We start from the raw sequence: 16,499 nt of genomic DNA, 5'->3' as shown, positions 1-16,499 counted from the left end.
TATAAAAGTCAGGGGTATATGCCTAGTAATTTCGCGAGGACTATTAACGACCCTATAGAAGCACGTCGCGCTGTAGAGATGTTTAAAGACGAGTATTTGCTCGATTTTATTAATGTGGAAGAGATAGGACAACGTGAAAGTATTGATGTAGATGAGCGTGTAGTAGAGCAAAAAATTGTGCAGAATATCAAAAACTTTATTATGACTTTTGGTCGTGATTTTGCTTTTATTGGCAATCAGTACCATTTGGAAATCTATGGAGTAGAACAATTTCCTGATTTGCTGTTTTTCAATAGAGAATTAAACGCTATGGTAGTGGTAGAATTGAAGTTAGGAGAGTTTAAAACCTCTTATTTAGGACAGCTTTTTGGTTATCTACAAATACTTGATGACCACGTACGTAAGCCACACGAAAACCCCTCTATAGGTATTGTACTTTGCCAAACAGCTAACCATTCTTATGCCCAGTATGCCGTACGTGATTATACAAGGCCAATGGGAGTAGCTACCTATAAGACTTTGGACGATATGCCTGAAAAACTCCGTAAGGCTTTGCCTGATGTAAATAAAATGATAGAAATTTTAAAAAAGAAAGGATAATTGTTTCAGGATTACCCCCCTAAACAACCTTTTTTAATTCGGCGGTCGCGACTGTCGAAACTCTAACGAAGTCAAAAATAAATAAGTTTATTGCCGAATTAACTAATTGGCTAATCTATTAATTTAATGATTACATCAGTGTCCATTTGCCTTTGAAAAAAGGTTAATCACCACCACCCCAGCGATGATAAGCAAAGAACCTAGTACAAAAGGCAAATCTATTTTGTTCTTAAAAATAAGAATACTCACGACAGCTGTCAGTACAATCCCCACCCCCGACCAGATAGCGTAGGCTACCCCCAACGGAATATTCTTGAGGGCTAAGGATAAAAAGTAAAAACAAACACCATAAGACAACAGCGAGCCTACGGCAAACAACCACTTGGTAAACCCTTCCGATTTACCTAAAAGAGCGGTGGCTAAGACCTCTAAAACAATCGCTAAAGTAAGGTATAGGTAATGCATATAAGTATAGTATCTAATTTCGTGGCAAAAATATAACAATTTTACTGAAAATGAAATTAAAACTCATAGAACACATAAAGCTCACTAAAGAGCTCGTAGACCGAGAATACTTTTTCTCTGTGGGCTATTGCGAAGCAATCGAAACCCATTTGATGAAAGTACTTGTAAGTTGGGTAGCAGGCTATGAACGCTATTACCGCATAAGTGCCGAAGATTACGCATCGTTTGAAGAAGACCGTCCTGTATTCTACGAATTGTACAAAAACGAGCTCGGAGAGGATAACGAATGCTTTACTCAGAAGTTTATGGGGGCGCAAGCTCTACGCGATTATGACGGTCGTAAGAACTTTCAGACGTGTTATTCCTCAAAGGAAATGAATCCTTTTGGGCATTATGCCTATTGCAACGGAGTACTATATGCTCAAATCCTCTGGGACAAAGGCACTGTATATATACCTCCTTATCAGAAAGTAAAAACCCTTAACGGCGATTGGGACTATCCCTTGCGAAAAGATTGTTATATAGAAAAAGACCCCGAAGGCAAAGACCTCTGCTTTTGCCTTGATACAGAAAACGAAAAATAACCTCATAATTAGTAAATATGTTTGATATAGAAGAATGTAGAATAACCCTTCTCACAGAGTGCACATACGAAGTAGCTTACTTAGGAGGGCGTATGTTGTTAAGATATGAAACACAGCCTCCACACGGAGATGAGATTTGCTCAGTATATTTCCCTGAGTCAAACAACGAATTACCCTATTGGTGCTACCTGAGAAATATCAAGCAAATAAGTATAGATAAATCGACCGAAAGTTTCTTTATATCAATAGAAGCTGTGAAACCTCATCAATGGTCAGATGTTGTAACCCTAATTATTGATCCTAAACACAGTAGATTTGCTTGTTTAGATGATTGGTATCCTTCTATCAAAATAGAGGAAAACAAAATAAGTTATCGTAACGCTTATACAAAAAAAGAATGTATTTTATATGATTTTCAACTGCTTAACTGGCAATCATTTTAAGAAAATAACATATCGACAAATCAGCAAATCAAAAAATGACAAGCATAAATATACATAATCTCAGCAAGTCCTATGGCGATACCCGCGCCGTGCAACACCTTTCCTTAGAGGTCGAGAAAGGCGAGCTTTTCGGGCTTATAGGCCCCGATGGGGCGGGCAAAACCACTACCTTTCGTATGCTCACCACCCTTATCCTCCCCGATGAGGGCAGTGCTACTGTCGAGGGTAGCGACATCGTCCGCGATTACAAACAAATCCGCAACTGTGTAGGCTATATGCCTGGGCGCTTCTCCTTGTACCAAGACCTTACCGTGCAAGAAAATCTCGAGTTTTTCGCTACCGTCTTTGGCACGACCATCGAGCAGAATTACAGCCTTATCAAAGATATTTACGAGCAGATAAAGCCGTTCAGCAACCGTCGTGCGGGCAAACTCTCAGGGGGTATGAAGCAGAAGTTAGCCCTATGTTGTGCCCTCATTCACAAGCCTAAAGTACTTTTTTTAGACGAACCCACCACGGGGGTAGATGTGGTTTCGCGCAAAGAGTTCTGGCAGATGCTCGCCAAGCTCAAGGCACAAGGCATCACCATACTGGTTTCCACCCCTTATATGGACGAAGCTAGCCTATGCGACCGCATAGCCCTAATGCAAGCAGGAAAGATACTTTCCACCAGCACCCCCGAGCAAATCATCACCGATTACCCCACTACACTCTATGCTGTCAAGGCTCCTGACCTATACGCTCTGCTACAGCACCTGCGCCAGAAGTCCGAAATAGATAGCTGTTACCCCTTTGGCGAGTACTTGCACCTTACCCTAAAGGAAACCACCAACCCATACCAATTCGAGCAACAGCTAACACAAACCTTTTCACAAGTAGAGTGGAAACCCATCACCCCCACCATCGAGGATAGTTTTATCCGCCTAATGGAGGAAAAAGGGAATATATAAATTCTGAACCAAAACTTTGGCAAAGTTGAAATTAAAAAAGATAAACAATGAGCAAAATATGGAAAAATATTGTTGTTGAAACACAAGAAGAGGTAAAAGCAACCTTTAGTGAAGTATATGCTTCCTTAGATTTTGGAGCTTATATAGCCCCACAAGATTATTTTGTGTCTTATATTTTCGAGACAGAAGAAGCTTTAAATAAAGCAAAAGAGATAGGATTATTACAAAAAATAAGCAATTATCACAAACAATTACTACGTAAGAAGGAATATCCGGAAGAAGGTATAAAAGACTGTACTTTCGCCTCTCAAGAAGATTGTGATAAAGAATATAACGGAAATTGGTATTATTATTACAAATAAAAAGCACTCCTTCAATCGCTATCAATTCCCTTTATAAGTTGTCCCCTTTGGGATTGTTGGCAGTTGCCAAGTAAGTGAGAGGGGGCAATTTGCTAATTTTCACATTTGCTAATTTGCTAATTAATAAGATGAACGCAATAGAATGTAACAACCTTACTAAGCAGTTCGGCGACTTCAAAGCCGTCAACGGCATATCCTTATCCGTCAAGAAAGGCGAAATCTTTGGCTTCCTTGGTGCCAATGGCGCGGGCAAAACCACCGCCATACGTATTTTCTGCGGACTTTCCTATCCCACCTCAGGGCAGGCACGTGTAGCAGGCTTCGATGTTTATACACAGCAAGAGCAGATAAAGAAGCACATCGGTTATATGAGTCAGAAGTTTTCGTTGTACGACAACCTTACGGTAAAGGAGAATATCACCTTTTACGGGGGCGTTTATGGCGTACCCCGAAACGAAATCAAAACCCGCAGTGCCGACCTTATTGCCAAGCTCGGTTTAGAGGCAGAAGCCAACAAACTCGTAGGGTCGCTACCGCTGGGCTGGAAGCAGAAGCTCGCCTTCTCGGTGGCTATCTTTCATCGTCCCGAAATCGTGTTCCTCGACGAGCCTACCGGAGGGGTAGACCCCATAACGCGCCGTCAGTTTTGGGATATGATATACGACGCCTCCGCACAGGGTATCACCGTATTCGTTACCACCCACTATATGGACGAAGCCGAGTATTGCCACCGCATCAGCATAATGGTCGATGGCAAAGTCGAAGCGATGGATACCCCCACCAACCTTAAAAACCAATTTCACACTGATTCAATGGACGAAGTGTTCTACCAGCTCGCCCGCAAAGCAAAACGCTCAGCCGATTAAACAATGAAACAGTTAATAGCCTTTATACGCAAGGAATTCTATCACGTATTCCGCGACCGCCGCACCTTACTGATACTCTTTGGTATCCCTATTGCCCAGATTGTCCTTTTTGGTCAAGCACTCAGCAGCGAGGTGAAGAACATCTCTATTGCAGTCCTCGACGAGGCGCACAATGTCTATACACAGCAAATCCAAACGCAACTCGCCTCGAGTACTTATTTCAAGATAAAAAATCCCTTGCTCAATTATAGCGATATAGAGACTCATTTCAGAGAGGGAACCCTTAAAGCAGCCCTTGTTTTTCCTCCTGATTTTGGCAAAGACCTATACACGCCCAAGGGTACCACCCTACAGCTCATCACTGATGGGGCTGACCCCAATACCGCCAAAACGGTAGAAAACTACCTCAATGCCATATTGCTCAGCTACCAGCAGACGCTCAACCCCACGGCGCAACCCTCTTATCAGATAGTGGTAGAAAACCGAATGCTGTACAACGAAGCCCAAAATGGTTCGATGAACTTCGTTCCAGGGGTGATAGCACTCGTTTTTATGATAGTCAGCACAGCCCTCACCTCAGTGGCTGTCGTGCGCGAAAAAGAGTTAGGAACTATGGAAATACTATTAGTATCGCCTTTCAACCCCCTAAAAATACTCATAGCCAAAGCCACTCCTTACCTTATACTCTCGCTCATCAACTTTACAGTGATACTCTTACTCTCGGTTTATATGCTCGAAGTACCGGTGCAAGGTAATCTGCTACTGCTTTACACCGAAAGCACTTTGTTTATTATTATATGCTTAGCGTTGGGCTTACTCATTTCCACCAGCACCAGTTCGCAGCAGACCGCTATGCTTATAGCTATGATGGGAATGATGCTCCCCACGGCGTTCTTTACCGGTTTTATGTTCCCTATCGAGAATATGCCCCTTGTTTTTCAGGGTATTGCCAAAATCTTCCCTTCTAGTTATTACTATACTATCGTGAAGAAAGTAATGCTCAAAGGCTTGGGCTTCAGTTATATATGGAAAGAAACACTTATTCTCATCGCAATGGCGATAGTATTCTTAAGCCTTGCGATGAAGAAATTCAAAATACGATTACAATAAGAAGAGATGAAAGTATTACGTTTTATATTGCAAAAAGAATTCAAACAGATATTCCGTGACCGCACTATCTTAGCGATGATGTTTGTAGCACCAATAATGCAGTTCGTTATATTGCCGCAAGTAGCCAATTTTGATGTGAAGAACATCAATCTCGTCTATATCGACCACGACCAGAGCCCCTATTCGCAACAAATGCTACAAAAGATTACCGCCTCTGGCTATTTCCGACTTATTAGCGCCCCTTTCTCTTACAAAGAGGGTATCACATATATTGAAAAGGGCGAAGCCGATGTAGTAGTCGAAATCCCTACCGATTTCGAGCGCAATCTCGTGCGCGAGGGGCGGCAATCTATAGGCGTATCAATAGACGCTATTAACGGTAGCAAATCCAGCTTAGGAGGGGCGTATTTGGGGCAGGTCATACGTGACTTCAACCAGCAGTTAGAGGTGAATGTTAAAGCACCTAAAAGGCTTGCCAATACCGCCCAAATAGCAATGGCAAGCACCTCTTGGTACAACCCTCTGATGCAGTATAAGTACTACATAGTGCCAGGTATATTAGCCATATTGCTCACTATAATAGGGGGCTTCTTATCGGCGCTCAATGTCGTAAAAGAAAAAGAAATAGGCACTATTGAGCAAATTAATGTTACCCCTATTAAGAAGTGGCAATTCATTTTAGGCAAGCTCATACCCTTTTGGGTATTAGGCACACTGCTTTTCACCTTGGGGCTTACTCTTATGTATGTAGTTTATGGTATCGCTCCTGCTGGTAGTCTGCTCACCCTCTACACCTTTGCTGCGGTGTATTTAATCGCTATTTTGGGCTTTGGGTTGCTTGTTTCCACCTATGCCGATTCGCAACTGCAAGCTATCTTCATTGCCTACTTCTTCGTGATGATATTCCTATTGATGAGTGGTTTCCTTACCAATATAGAGAGTATGCCCGCTTGGGCAATGACGTTATCACAATTTATTCCCATTACCCACTTCGTAAAAGTGATGCGCCAAGTGATACTAAAAGGCAGTACACTATGGGAATTAAAGACCGAAATGGCTTACCTCATCGGCTTTGCTATTGTGCTTAATAGTTGGGCTATTGCCAATTACAAGAAAACAAACTGATGGGTTGCTGAGCCAATGCTACTGCCAGCAAATTTTCTCATCGACAAATTGGCATATTGACTAAAGTTTGTATCTTTGCGCCCAAAATAAGAATTATGACAGAACACGACTTGCTCAAAGCCCGTTGGGACGAGATAGTCAAACGCCTATCTGATACTTTTTCAGAAGGTGAACCCCTTCAGGTAGATACTATTATTTACCTTATTGGCGTACAAGAGTTAGGGCAATTAGGTCGTACCTACCAAAAAGACGAAAAAGTAGACCTTATGCATATAGCTATCTGTAAACTCTTAGAGCCTTTTGGCTATTACAGCTATGAGTTTACTGACCCTGATGGGTGGCCTCACTACCGCTTAGTACAAGAGTTGCCCCCCCTAAAAGCTGGCGAACAAACCATATTAATGAAAAAAGCTATTGTACAATACTTTTTAGATAGAGATTTTTTTTAGATGAAGAAAGTAGCATTCTACACCTTGGGTTGCAAACTCAACTTTGCCGAAACCTCTACCATAGCGCGTAGCTTTGAAGAGGACGGCTATATACGTGTTGATTTTGATGACCCAGCCGATATATACGTAATAAACACTTGCTCGGTGACCGAAAATGCCGATAAACAGTTTAAGCAGATAGTACGCAAAGCACTGAAAACTAACCCCAAGGCGTTCTTGGCGGCAGTGGGTTGTTATGCCCAACTTAAGCCCGAAGAACTCGCCTCGGTAGATGGGGTCGATTTGGTATTAGGTGCAAAAGAAAAGTTTAACATCACCCAATATATAGACGACCTTACCAAGAACAACGAGGGGGTTGTGCATTCTTGCGAGATAGCCGAAACTGACTTCTATGTAGGCAGCTACTCTATTGGTGACCGTACTCGCGCTTTCCTGAAGGTGCAAGACGGCTGCGATTATAAGTGTACCTATTGCACTATACCGATGGCAAGGGGTATTTCGCGCAGTGATACCATTGAGAATATATTGAGCAATGCCAAAAAGATTTCAGACAAAGGCATCAAAGAGATAGTACTCACAGGAGTAAATATAGGCGATTACGGCAAAGGAGAGTTCGGCAACAAGAAGCACGAACACACCTTTTTGGAGTTGGTAGAAGCCCTTGATAAGGTAGAAGGGATAGAGCGTTTGCGCATCTCGTCTATAGAACCTAACCTCATCAAAGACGAAACAATCGACTTTATAGCCCAATCAAATAGTTTTGTGCCTCACTTTCATATTCCGCTACAGAGTGGTAGCAACGAAATCCTTAAGAAAATGAAGCGCCGCTACTTACGCGAACTGTATGTGAGTAGGGTAGCCAAAATACGTGAGGTGATGCCCGATGCCTGTATAGGGGTAGATGTGATAGTCGGCTTCCCTGGGGAAACAGATGAGCTCTTCTTAGAGACGTATTACTTTTTGAATGATTTAGACATCTCATACCTACACGTATTTACTTATTCAGAGCGCGATAATACTGAGGCGGTGCTTATGGACGGAGTAGTACCTGATGAGGTACGAGCTAAGCGAAGCAAGATGCTACGCGGACTTTCGGCAAAGAAACGCAATGCTTTCTACGAAAGTCAGTTAGGCAAAGAGAAGACTGTACTTTTTGAGAGCGACAACAAGCAGGGCTATATACACGGTTTTACTGAGAATTACGTAAAGGTAAAAGCCCCTTGGGATCCTGCTTTAGTCAATACCCTCCACAAAGTAAAGCTTACCAAAATAGATGTCGATGGAATGGTGCGGTTTGAGTTTGTATAAAGTAAAAGAATGAGAAAAATAGTAAGCTAAAAATATTATGCAATTATTTCAAGACAAAAACGGTTTAAAAAACTTAAAAGAAAAACCTTTTAAGTTAGAGAAAGAAATGCAAAACTTATTTGAGAAAAATCTGACGCAAATTACAGGATTAGAGTTTGTAAAATCAGAGTTTTCTATACAGAGTTATCGTTTAGATACTTTAGCCTTTGATAAGGAAAATAATTCGTTTGTAATCATTGAGTACAAGCGCGGACATAATTATAGTGTATTTGACCAAGGCGTTTCTTATTTAAATACTCTATTGAAATATAAGGCTGATTTTGTTTTAGAATATAATGAAACTTTAGAAAAGAGTTTGAAGAAAGATGATGTAGATTGGTCACAGAGTAAGATTGTTTTTGTGAGTCCTGCATTCAATCAGAATCAGAAACAAGCAGTTGATTTTAAAGACCTCAATATAGAATTATGGGAGGTAAAACGATACGAGAATGATATTATTGTAATTGATGGAGTTAAGAAATCAGCAGCATCACCAAGTATTAAGCAAACCCCTCAAAAAGAAGATTCAGAACTTGTTGAGATTACTAAACAAATAAAATCATATACAGAGGAGGAACTTTTAGAAGGAAAATCTGATGAGGTGGTGGAGCTTTACAACGATTTTAAACAAGCTATTCTTAATCTTTCACCAGAGATAGAAATTATACCTCAAAAACTTTATCTTGCTTTTAAAATAGGTAGAAATAATATAACAGACATACAGATACAAAATAAGAACTTAAAGATATTTATCAATATGAAAAGAGGGGATTTGGAAGATCCTAAAAAAATGACAAGAGATATTTCATCTATAGGGCATTGGGGAAATGGTGATTATCAAATATCTGTATCAGATACTAGGAATATAGAGTATATAATGAGCCTTATCAAACAAGCTATACTAAAATCATAGCTTTTTGTGTATATCTATTTGATTTTCAGAAACTGTTTGTTTTGTTTCTTAAAACTTGACAACATCTTTTGAACTTGTATTGAAATGAAAAACTTTTTGATATTAACTCTTGCATTAATACTTTTTTCTTGCAATAACCCCATTGTTAGCTTCAAAAAATCTTGTGATAGACAAGCGGCTAAGGAAAAAGTAGAAGCTCTTGTGGAAGTACAAGAAAAAATAAAGCAAGTAGAGCGCCTTATGGGCAAAGACCGCCTTTATTGGGAGCAAGACAGTGTGCAGCAAGCTGATAAGACTTACTATCGCTTTAGACTTCTTACTAAAGCGCCTTATGTAGAAAAGCAGTTGTACACTTTCTGGGTAGATAAAAACGATTGTAAGGCTATCTTTTTAGAAGCAAAAGCCGATAGTCTTGTGCCTTATAAAGAAGTAGAAAAGCAACGACTACAGCAAGCGAAACAGCCACGGCAGTTTCCCTCTTTCTTTAAACAGTTTGCCGCTGATATAGCCTTTAGGCAGCAACACGTGGGCGAGTATCTGATGAACTTTTCGGTAGAAAAAGACGGCAGTATAGTCACTACTGAAGAGGAGTTGCTCACCTTGCCTATAGATGAATTGCAGACCTACACATTTACCTATTACCCTGATAATGTGTGCTGTGAGCATACCGATACCCACCAAATATTGGTATTTGTGCCGGTAGGCAACACTTGGCAGCTAACACAAGTGGTAACCAATAACAGATAATTCAAAAATTCACAATTGATATGGATAATTTTATAGACACTTTATCGCAGATAGACCAGATATATCTGTGGGATTTAATTGGTACAGCAGTCTTTGGCGTGTCGGGGGTATTAGTAGGCTTAGAGCGCCGTATGGACGTGTTTGGTATGCTTATCTTAGCCTTTGTTACAGGGGTAGGAGGGGGTACTCTGCGCGATATTATGATAGGCAGTATACCCGTATTTTGGATGAACAACCTAACGTATATACTGATGATAGTTATCAGTGTAGTGCTAACAGTTATCTTCAGAAAACAGTTCTCTGAACACTGGAGTAAATCGCTAATGCTCTTCGATACCATTGGGTTAGGGGTATTCACTATTATAGGGATAGAAAAAGCCTTGCGATTTGGGCTATCGCCTACTATAGCTATAATTCTGGGTACTATGACAGGTAGCTTCGGGGGAGTAATTCGCGATATATTGGCAAACAAACTGCCTGCCCTTTTCCACAAAGAGATTTACGCTACAGCCTGTATTGCAGGGGGAACTGTCTATTTCCTAATCAATGGATTGATGAATCATAACTTAGTGGTATTCATTACAATAATGGTAGTGATTAGCGTGCGCTTGCTGTCGCTAAAATACCATTGGGAATTGCCTAAGTTTTAAAGGGTGAAATGTTAATTATTAATGAATTGTTGCATATCTCAGCTAAAAGTATTATCTTTGCAAGCTGAAATAATTAAGATAAAATATTTTTTAAAAAATGAACATAAGTAGAGAGCAAAAAGATGCTTTAAACGCCGTGATTACGATAGATATCGTAAAGAGTGATTATGCAGAAAACGTAGAGAAAACACTTAATCGCTATCGCAAAACAGCCAACGTGCCTGGTTTTAGAAAAGGACACGTGCCAATGGGTATGATTCAAAGACAGTTTGGCAAGGCTATCAAATTTGATGAAATAAACGAAATCACTAATCGTAGCCTAAACGAGTACATATACAAAGAAAAGATTGGTATGCTCGGCAATCCTCTTCCGATAGTAAAAGATATCGATATAGAAGCCGATGACTTCCAATTTCAGTTTGAGATAGGCTTAGCTCCTACTTTTGAAGTAAACTTAAAACCAGCTGAAGGTATTTTGCGCTACGAGATAGAGGTAGACGAGCCACAAATAGATAAACAAATTGAGCGCATTCAGAAACAATTCGGCAAATTGGTATCAAAAGGCGAAGTACTAGACAGCGAAGATATAGAGCTAACAGGTACTTTCTTCAACGAAGAAAAGAATATTGAAAGTCAAGCTACTTTCAAACTTACTGACCTAAGTCCTGAAGTACGCAAAACCTTTATAGGCAAAAAAGTAGGCGATCAGTTTCAACTACAAACCAAAGGACTTTTTGAAGATGCACACAGCCTAATGCACTACCTAAAAGTATCGCACGATGAGGCGCATCATTTAGATATAGAAGTTACTTTTACTTTAGAAGAGATAAACGAACGCGAAAAAGCAGCTTTAGATGCTGATTTGTTCTCTAAACTATTCCCTGACGGTAGTGTAACTACTGAAGAACAATTGCGCGCTAAGATAAAAGAAGGTGCTGAACTACAGTTTAACGAACAAGCAGACCAGCACTTCTTAAACACAGTGACTGATTATTTGGTAGATAACACTCATTTTGACTTGCCAGCTGCTTTCTTGAAAAAATGGCTACGCACAGCAGGTGAAAAAGAACTTACTGAGCAAGAAGCTAATGAAGAATACGAACGTTCAGAAAGAGGATTACGTTATCAGCTTATCGAATCTAAAATAATGAACGACAACAATCTACAACCTACCAATGAGGAGATAAAAGAGTTTGGTAGAGAGTACATCAAAGCGCAACTATTGCAATATGGTATGCCAGCAGATGATGACGCTCAAGTAGATAGTATTTTGGATAGAATATTGAAAAACCACGAAGAAGTACAACGCATTCAGCAACAAGTAGTATTTAAGAAATTGATAGCTTTCTACAAAGAAAATGCAGCTATTAATACTAAGAAAGTTACTTTTGATGAGTTTATCAAATTAGCATTCCCAGAATAATACATAAAAACACAAACTATTACCAGTCCAAAATTGTCAGTAACCACCGAGTATTTTGTTGTATTGACAATTTTGGACTTTTAATAATTAAATTGATAATTAAAAGAACGTGAACTTAACAGACGAATTTAGAAAATATGCTATTAAGCAGCACGGTGTAAATAGTCTTTACTACGATAAAATAGTAGGTAGTATGACGCCTTATATTATGGAGGAACGCCAGCTAAATGTAGCGCAAATGGACGTGTTTTCGCGTCTGATGATGGATAGAATCATCTTTCTTGGTACAGATGTAAATGACCAAGTAGCCAATATAGTAACTGCTCAGCTTCTTTTCTTAGAGAGTGTAGATAGCGGCAAAGATATTCAGATATATATCAACTCGCCCGGTGGTAGTGTATATGCCGGCTTAGGTATCTATGATACTATGCAGTTTATTAAACCCGATGTAGCTACTATCTGTACAGGTATAGCGGCTTCGATGGCAGCAGTACTGCTATGCGCAGGAGCTGAAGGCAAACGCTCTGCTTTGCCACATTCGCGCGTGATGATACACCAACCCTCTGGAGGAGCACAAGGGGTAGCGAGCGATATGGAAATCAACCTAAAAGAGATGTTGAAGCTCAAAAATGAACTTTACGAAATCATAGCCAAACACAGCAAACAGCCTTTTGCTAAGGTGTATAAAGACTCAGAGCGTGACTATTGGATGATAGCACGTGAGGCTAAAGAGTATGGTATGATAGATGAAGTATTAGAAAGAAAATAATGGCTAAAAAGAAAGAAGAAATAGAATTTTGCTCATTCTGTGGGCGTTCTGAACCCGAAACCGACATACTTATCAGAGGTATGGGAGGTAATATATGCAACTTTTGTGTAGATCAGGCTAATATCATTATTGAGGAAGCTCTGAGACACGAAAAAAACAAAGATAAAAAAGCTACGAATGTAGAAATATCTCTGAAAACGCCTCAAGAGATTAAGCGTTTTCTCGACCAATATGTTATAGGACAAGATTTTACTAAGAAAATACTATCAGTAGCGGTGTATAACCACTACAAGCGTTTGCAACAGCCTAACGTAGATGACGAGGTAGAAATACAGAAGAGCAACGTGATAATGGTGGGTGAGACCGGTACAGGTAAAACCCTTGTAGCACGTACTATTGCCAAAATGCTGAATGTACCTATTGCTATAGTAGATGCTACTGTACTGACTGAGGCCGGCTATGTAGGCGAAGATGTAGAGAGCATTCTTAGCCGTCTGTTACAAGCTGCAGACTATGATGTAGCTAAAGCCGAAAGAGGTATTGTATTTATAGACGAAATAGACAAGATAGCGCGCAAGAGCGATAATCCGTCTATTACTCGTGATGTTTCGGGCGAGGGCGTACAGCAAGCTTTGCTTAAACTTTTAGAGGGGTCAGTAGTGAATGTACCCCCTAAAGGTGGTCGCAAGCACCCTGACCAGAAGTATATAGAAGTAAATACCGAGCATATTCTCTTTATAGCAGGTGGAGCTTTTGATGGTATAGAGCGCGTGATATCTAAGCGCCTCAATATGCAGGCAGTAGGCTATAACTCCTCTAAAAACACGCATATAGACCGTAAAAACTTAGTGCAGTATATCATTCCTAAAGACCTGAAAGACTTTGGTTTGATACCTGAAATTATAGGTCGTTTGCCTGTGCTTACCTATATGAATCCGTTAGATAGACACACGCTTAGAATGATACTTACTGAACCTAAGAATGCTATTATCAAACAGTACCAAAAACTGTTTGAGATGGACGGTATAAGATTTGAGATAACAGAGGAAGCCCTCGACTTTATAGTAGAGAAAGCTTTAGAATACAAATTAGGAGCACGAGGCTTGCGTTCGTTATGCGAGAATATCCTAACCGATGCTATGTTTGAACTTCCTAATTCGGGTGTTAAAAATCTAACCGTTACTAAGGAATACGCAGAAGAGAAACTAAACAAATCGGCATTGCAAATTGCCTCATAACAATAACAACTATGGAACTAACATCTATTATACGCGAGAGTATGCTAAAGGCTATCAGCTATGAAACCTATCGGAATTTGATAGACAAGTATGAGGCTGAAGGCAAAAGCAGTGGGGTAGAACAGACTGAAGAACTGATACACTATACCGCTCTAAACCAGAAACGCTATAAACGACTTGATAAAACTATTGAGATAGCAGAAGATAAAGTGGCTTTTTTTAAGAATTATCCTAATAGCATTTGCTTATTGGTGATAACAGAGACTTGGTGTGGTGATGCGGCACAGATTTTGCCAGTGGTGCATAAGATAGCTGAGCTGAACCCTAAAATCACGATGAAAATAGTATTTCGTGATGAAAATGAAGCGCTAATGAATGAGTTTCTGACTAATGGGGGCAAGGCTATCCCTATAGTGATATTCTTAGATTTGCAGGATAAGGTGTTAGCACGTTGGGGCTCTCGTCCTTCAGTGGCTACCCAAATGGTAGCTGAAGAAAAAGCTAAGAATGGCAAGCTGACTCCTGAATTTAAAGAAGACCTTCAGAGATGGTACAACCAAGATAAAGGGGCTACTATCGTAGATGATTTTACTGCTATAATGCAATCTATCTTAACCGAAAAATAGTAAGTGTATGAAAAAAATAATAATAGCTTTAGGTGCTTTAGTAGCTATCACAGCCAATGCACAACAGACTGCTACAACAGAGCCTGTACAACAAACAGTACAATCAGTACAGACAACCCAAAATAATACAGTTCAGACTATTGCTGCTCCAGTAGAAGAAGCTAAGCCTACTACCTTAGAAGGGGTATTTCAGCAGCTGATAGACAGATCCGGGGCTTGGCAGAACTTCAAGATGTTAGACAGAGGTAAATTGGCTGCCTTTCAGCGCAGTATGACTGATAGCATCAACGGAGTACGCTCGCAATTAGTAGCTGAAAAGCAAAAAGTAAAAGAAAATGAGGCTACTATAAAAGAGCTCAACGACAAAATAACAGAGATACAAGCTGCCTTAGACCAAACTAAAGACCAAAAAGATAGTGTGAGTTTCTTTGGTGCTTTAGTATCTAAAGGGCTATACAATACTATTATGTGGGGTATCGTATTGGCTTTGGCATCGTTATTGGTACTTTATATCTACAAATTCTCTAATGGTAATGTAGTAACAAAAAAATCTATAAATGACCTAAACGAATTGCAAGAGGAGTACGAGAACTACCGCAAAGCAGCTATTGAACGCGAGCAGAAAGTACGCCGCCAATTGCAAGACGAAATTAACAAACACAGATAATCAATGCGCATTGATATTATTTCGGTAGTACCCGAATTGATAAAAGGTTTTTTTGACTATTCTATCATTAAGCGCGCTATAGATAAGCAGTTGGTAGAGGTGTATTTTCATAATTTGCACGATTATGCTAACAATGCTTATCGTCAAGTAGATGACTATCAGTTTGGTGGAGGAGCTGGTATGGTGATGATGATAGAGCCTATTGATAGGTGTATTTCGGCACTAAAGGCTGAACGTACTTATGACGAGGTTATATTTCTAACCCCCGATGGCGATACGCTGCAACAGAAAACAGCTAATAAGTTATCACTATCAGAAAATCTAATTGTTCTTTGTGGGCACTTTAAAGGGGTAGACCAGCGTGTACGCGACCATTTTATAACCAAAGAAATTTCTATAGGCGATTATGTGCTTTCAGGAGGTGAACTTGGAGCAGCAGTATTGTGCGATGCTGTTATCAGACTTATACCAGGGGTGCTCTCTGATGAGACTTCAGCTCTTACCGACTCATTTCAAGATAATCTATTAGCACCACCTGTTTATACGCGTCCTGCTAATTATAAGGGTTGGGAAGTGCCAGAGGTACTCACCAGCGGCAATACGCCTAAAATAGAGCAATGGCGAGAAGAAATGGCTTATCAGCGTACTAAAGAAAGAAGACCAGACCTGTTGAAATAAAGATAAAAAACATTAAAAAATGACACAACCAATGAAAAAACTATCTTACACGAATGGTGCTTCTAATATACCATTATTAGGAGAAACTATTGACGAAAATCTTCGGAAAACAGTGGCTAAGTTTCCTAATAATGATGCGCTTATATCAGTGCATCAGCACTATAGAGCCACTTATACAGAGTTTTATGAACAGGTAACTGCAGTAGCTAAAGGATTAATAGCTTTAGGAGTAAAGAGCGGAGACCGTGTAGGTATTTGGTCGCCTAACTGCTATGAATGGACATTGCTACAATATGCCACGGCCAAAATAGGTGCTATAATGGTAAATATCAATCCCGCATATCGCACCAGTGAGTTGATATACGTTATTAACCAATCTGGCTTGTCATACATATTTTCTGCTATACAGTTTAAGACAAGTCATTATAAAAAGATGATAGAAGATGCGCGCGAGTTTACTGATACCTTGCGCAAAGAAGTGTATTGG

General features: G+C 40.0%; 21 protein-coding genes. 20 read left to right on the top strand and 1 reads right to left on the bottom strand.

Going from position 1 to position 16,499, the window contains the following annotated elements; genetic code table 11:
• Positions 1 to 600, top strand: a 600-nt coding sequence (locus tag HMPREF9074_RS06015; RefSeq protein WP_156961111.1) for a PDDEXK nuclease domain-containing protein, incomplete at its 5' end; no start/stop codon positions are given.
• A 135-nt stretch (positions 601 to 735) separates the two neighbouring features.
• Here the strand turns inward: HMPREF9074_RS06015 and HMPREF9074_RS06010 are convergent.
• On the bottom strand, positions 736 to 1,065 hold the full coding sequence (locus HMPREF9074_RS06010) for a DMT family transporter (protein WP_009393050.1): 330 nt from the start codon (positions 1,063 to 1,065) through the stop codon (positions 736 to 738).
• Positions 1,066 to 1,115: 50 nt separating this feature from the next.
• Between HMPREF9074_RS06010 and HMPREF9074_RS06005 the strand changes: the two genes are divergently transcribed.
• The 19 genes from HMPREF9074_RS06005 to HMPREF9074_RS05915 all read left to right on the top strand — a co-directional run.
• Positions 1,116 to 1,649 (top strand): hypothetical protein, encoded by a 534-nt coding sequence (locus HMPREF9074_RS06005; protein ID WP_009393048.1) that lies wholly within the window; start codon positions 1,116 to 1,118, stop codon positions 1,647 to 1,649.
• Between the two features lie 17 nt (positions 1,650 to 1,666).
• Positions 1,667 to 2,092 (top strand): hypothetical protein, encoded by a 426-nt coding sequence (locus HMPREF9074_RS06000; RefSeq protein ID WP_009393047.1) that lies wholly within the window; start codon positions 1,667 to 1,669, stop codon positions 2,090 to 2,092.
• A gap of 35 nt (positions 2,093 to 2,127) precedes the next feature.
• The gene (locus tag HMPREF9074_RS05995; protein ID WP_009393045.1) at positions 2,128 to 3,042 is read left to right on the top strand and encodes an ABC transporter ATP-binding protein; all 915 of its coding nucleotides are present in this window, start codon (positions 2,128 to 2,130) and stop codon (positions 3,040 to 3,042) included.
• 47 nt (positions 3,043 to 3,089) lie between these two features.
• Positions 3,090 to 3,404, top strand: a complete 315-nt coding sequence (locus HMPREF9074_RS05990; RefSeq protein WP_009393043.1) for a hypothetical protein — start codon at positions 3,090 to 3,092, stop codon at positions 3,402 to 3,404.
• Positions 3,405 to 3,532: 128 nt separating this feature from the next.
• Positions 3,533 to 4,270: an ABC transporter ATP-binding protein gene (locus HMPREF9074_RS05985; protein ID WP_084063423.1), complete on the top strand. Its 738-nt coding sequence runs from the start codon at positions 3,533 to 3,535 to the stop codon at positions 4,268 to 4,270.
• Positions 4,271 to 4,273: 3 nt separating this feature from the next.
• Positions 4,274 to 5,380 carry an ABC transporter permease gene (locus HMPREF9074_RS05980; protein ID WP_009393038.1) on the top strand — a complete coding sequence of 369 codons (1,107 nt, stop codon included), beginning with the start codon at positions 4,274 to 4,276 and terminating at the stop codon, positions 5,378 to 5,380.
• A gap of 6 nt (positions 5,381 to 5,386) precedes the next feature.
• Positions 5,387 to 6,505: an ABC transporter permease gene (locus HMPREF9074_RS05975; RefSeq protein WP_009393036.1), complete on the top strand. Its 1,119-nt coding sequence runs from the start codon at positions 5,387 to 5,389 to the stop codon at positions 6,503 to 6,505.
• 95 nt (positions 6,506 to 6,600) lie between these two features.
• Complete coding sequence (locus tag HMPREF9074_RS05970; protein WP_009393034.1) at positions 6,601 to 6,954, top strand: hypothetical protein; 354 nt, start codon at positions 6,601 to 6,603, stop codon at positions 6,952 to 6,954.
• Positions 6,955 to 8,262 carry a tRNA (N(6)-L-threonylcarbamoyladenosine(37)-C(2))-methylthiotransferase MtaB gene (mtaB, locus tag HMPREF9074_RS05965; protein ID WP_009393032.1) on the top strand — a complete coding sequence of 436 codons (1,308 nt, stop codon included), beginning with the start codon at positions 6,955 to 6,957 and terminating at the stop codon, positions 8,260 to 8,262.
• 37 nt (positions 8,263 to 8,299) lie between these two features.
• On the top strand, positions 8,300 to 9,214 hold the full coding sequence (locus tag HMPREF9074_RS05960; protein WP_009393030.1) for a DUF5655 domain-containing protein: 915 nt from the start codon (positions 8,300 to 8,302) through the stop codon (positions 9,212 to 9,214).
• An 84-nt stretch (positions 9,215 to 9,298) separates the two neighbouring features.
• Positions 9,299 to 9,961, top strand: a complete 663-nt coding sequence (locus HMPREF9074_RS05955) for a hypothetical protein (protein ID WP_009393028.1) — start codon at positions 9,299 to 9,301, stop codon at positions 9,959 to 9,961.
• Positions 9,962 to 9,981: 20 nt separating this feature from the next.
• A complete protein-coding gene (locus tag HMPREF9074_RS05950; RefSeq protein WP_009393024.1) occupies positions 9,982 to 10,611 on the top strand; it encodes a trimeric intracellular cation channel family protein in 630 nt (209 codons plus the stop codon).
• 97 nt (positions 10,612 to 10,708) lie between these two features.
• Positions 10,709 to 12,034 carry a trigger factor gene (gene tig, locus HMPREF9074_RS05945; protein WP_009393022.1) on the top strand — a complete coding sequence of 442 codons (1,326 nt, stop codon included), beginning with the start codon at positions 10,709 to 10,711 and terminating at the stop codon, positions 12,032 to 12,034.
• A gap of 109 nt (positions 12,035 to 12,143) precedes the next feature.
• The gene (gene clpP / locus HMPREF9074_RS05940) at positions 12,144 to 12,803 is read left to right on the top strand and encodes an ATP-dependent Clp endopeptidase proteolytic subunit ClpP (RefSeq protein WP_009393020.1); all 660 of its coding nucleotides are present in this window, start codon (positions 12,144 to 12,146) and stop codon (positions 12,801 to 12,803) included.
• Positions 12,803 to 14,041 carry an ATP-dependent Clp protease ATP-binding subunit ClpX gene (gene clpX, locus HMPREF9074_RS05935; protein WP_009393019.1) on the top strand — a complete coding sequence of 413 codons (1,239 nt, stop codon included), beginning with the start codon at positions 12,803 to 12,805 and terminating at the stop codon, positions 14,039 to 14,041. The genes clpP and clpX overlap by 1 nt, the downstream gene beginning before the upstream one ends.
• Before the next feature lie 11 nt (positions 14,042 to 14,052).
• Positions 14,053 to 14,667: a thioredoxin family protein gene (locus HMPREF9074_RS05930; RefSeq protein ID WP_009393017.1), complete on the top strand. Its 615-nt coding sequence runs from the start codon at positions 14,053 to 14,055 to the stop codon at positions 14,665 to 14,667.
• 7 nt (positions 14,668 to 14,674) lie between these two features.
• Positions 14,675 to 15,334: a hypothetical protein gene (locus tag HMPREF9074_RS05925; protein ID WP_009393015.1), complete on the top strand. Its 660-nt coding sequence runs from the start codon at positions 14,675 to 14,677 to the stop codon at positions 15,332 to 15,334.
• Between the two features lie 3 nt (positions 15,335 to 15,337).
• Complete coding sequence (gene trmD, locus HMPREF9074_RS05920; protein WP_009393013.1) at positions 15,338 to 16,012, top strand: tRNA (guanosine(37)-N1)-methyltransferase TrmD; 675 nt, start codon at positions 15,338 to 15,340, stop codon at positions 16,010 to 16,012.
• 31 nt (positions 16,013 to 16,043) lie between these two features.
• Positions 16,044 to 16,499: AMP-binding protein (locus tag HMPREF9074_RS05915; RefSeq protein ID WP_034539985.1), on the top strand; the 456-nt coding region annotated here is incomplete at its 3' end.

This window comes from Capnocytophaga sp. oral taxon 329 str. F0087 (assembly GCF_000213295.2).
Classification (GTDB): Bacteria; Bacteroidota; Bacteroidia; order Flavobacteriales; family Flavobacteriaceae; genus Capnocytophaga; species Capnocytophaga leadbetteri_A.
The sequence above is the reverse complement of the archived record's forward strand: the minus strand, read 5'-3'. Positions and strand labels throughout refer to the sequence as shown.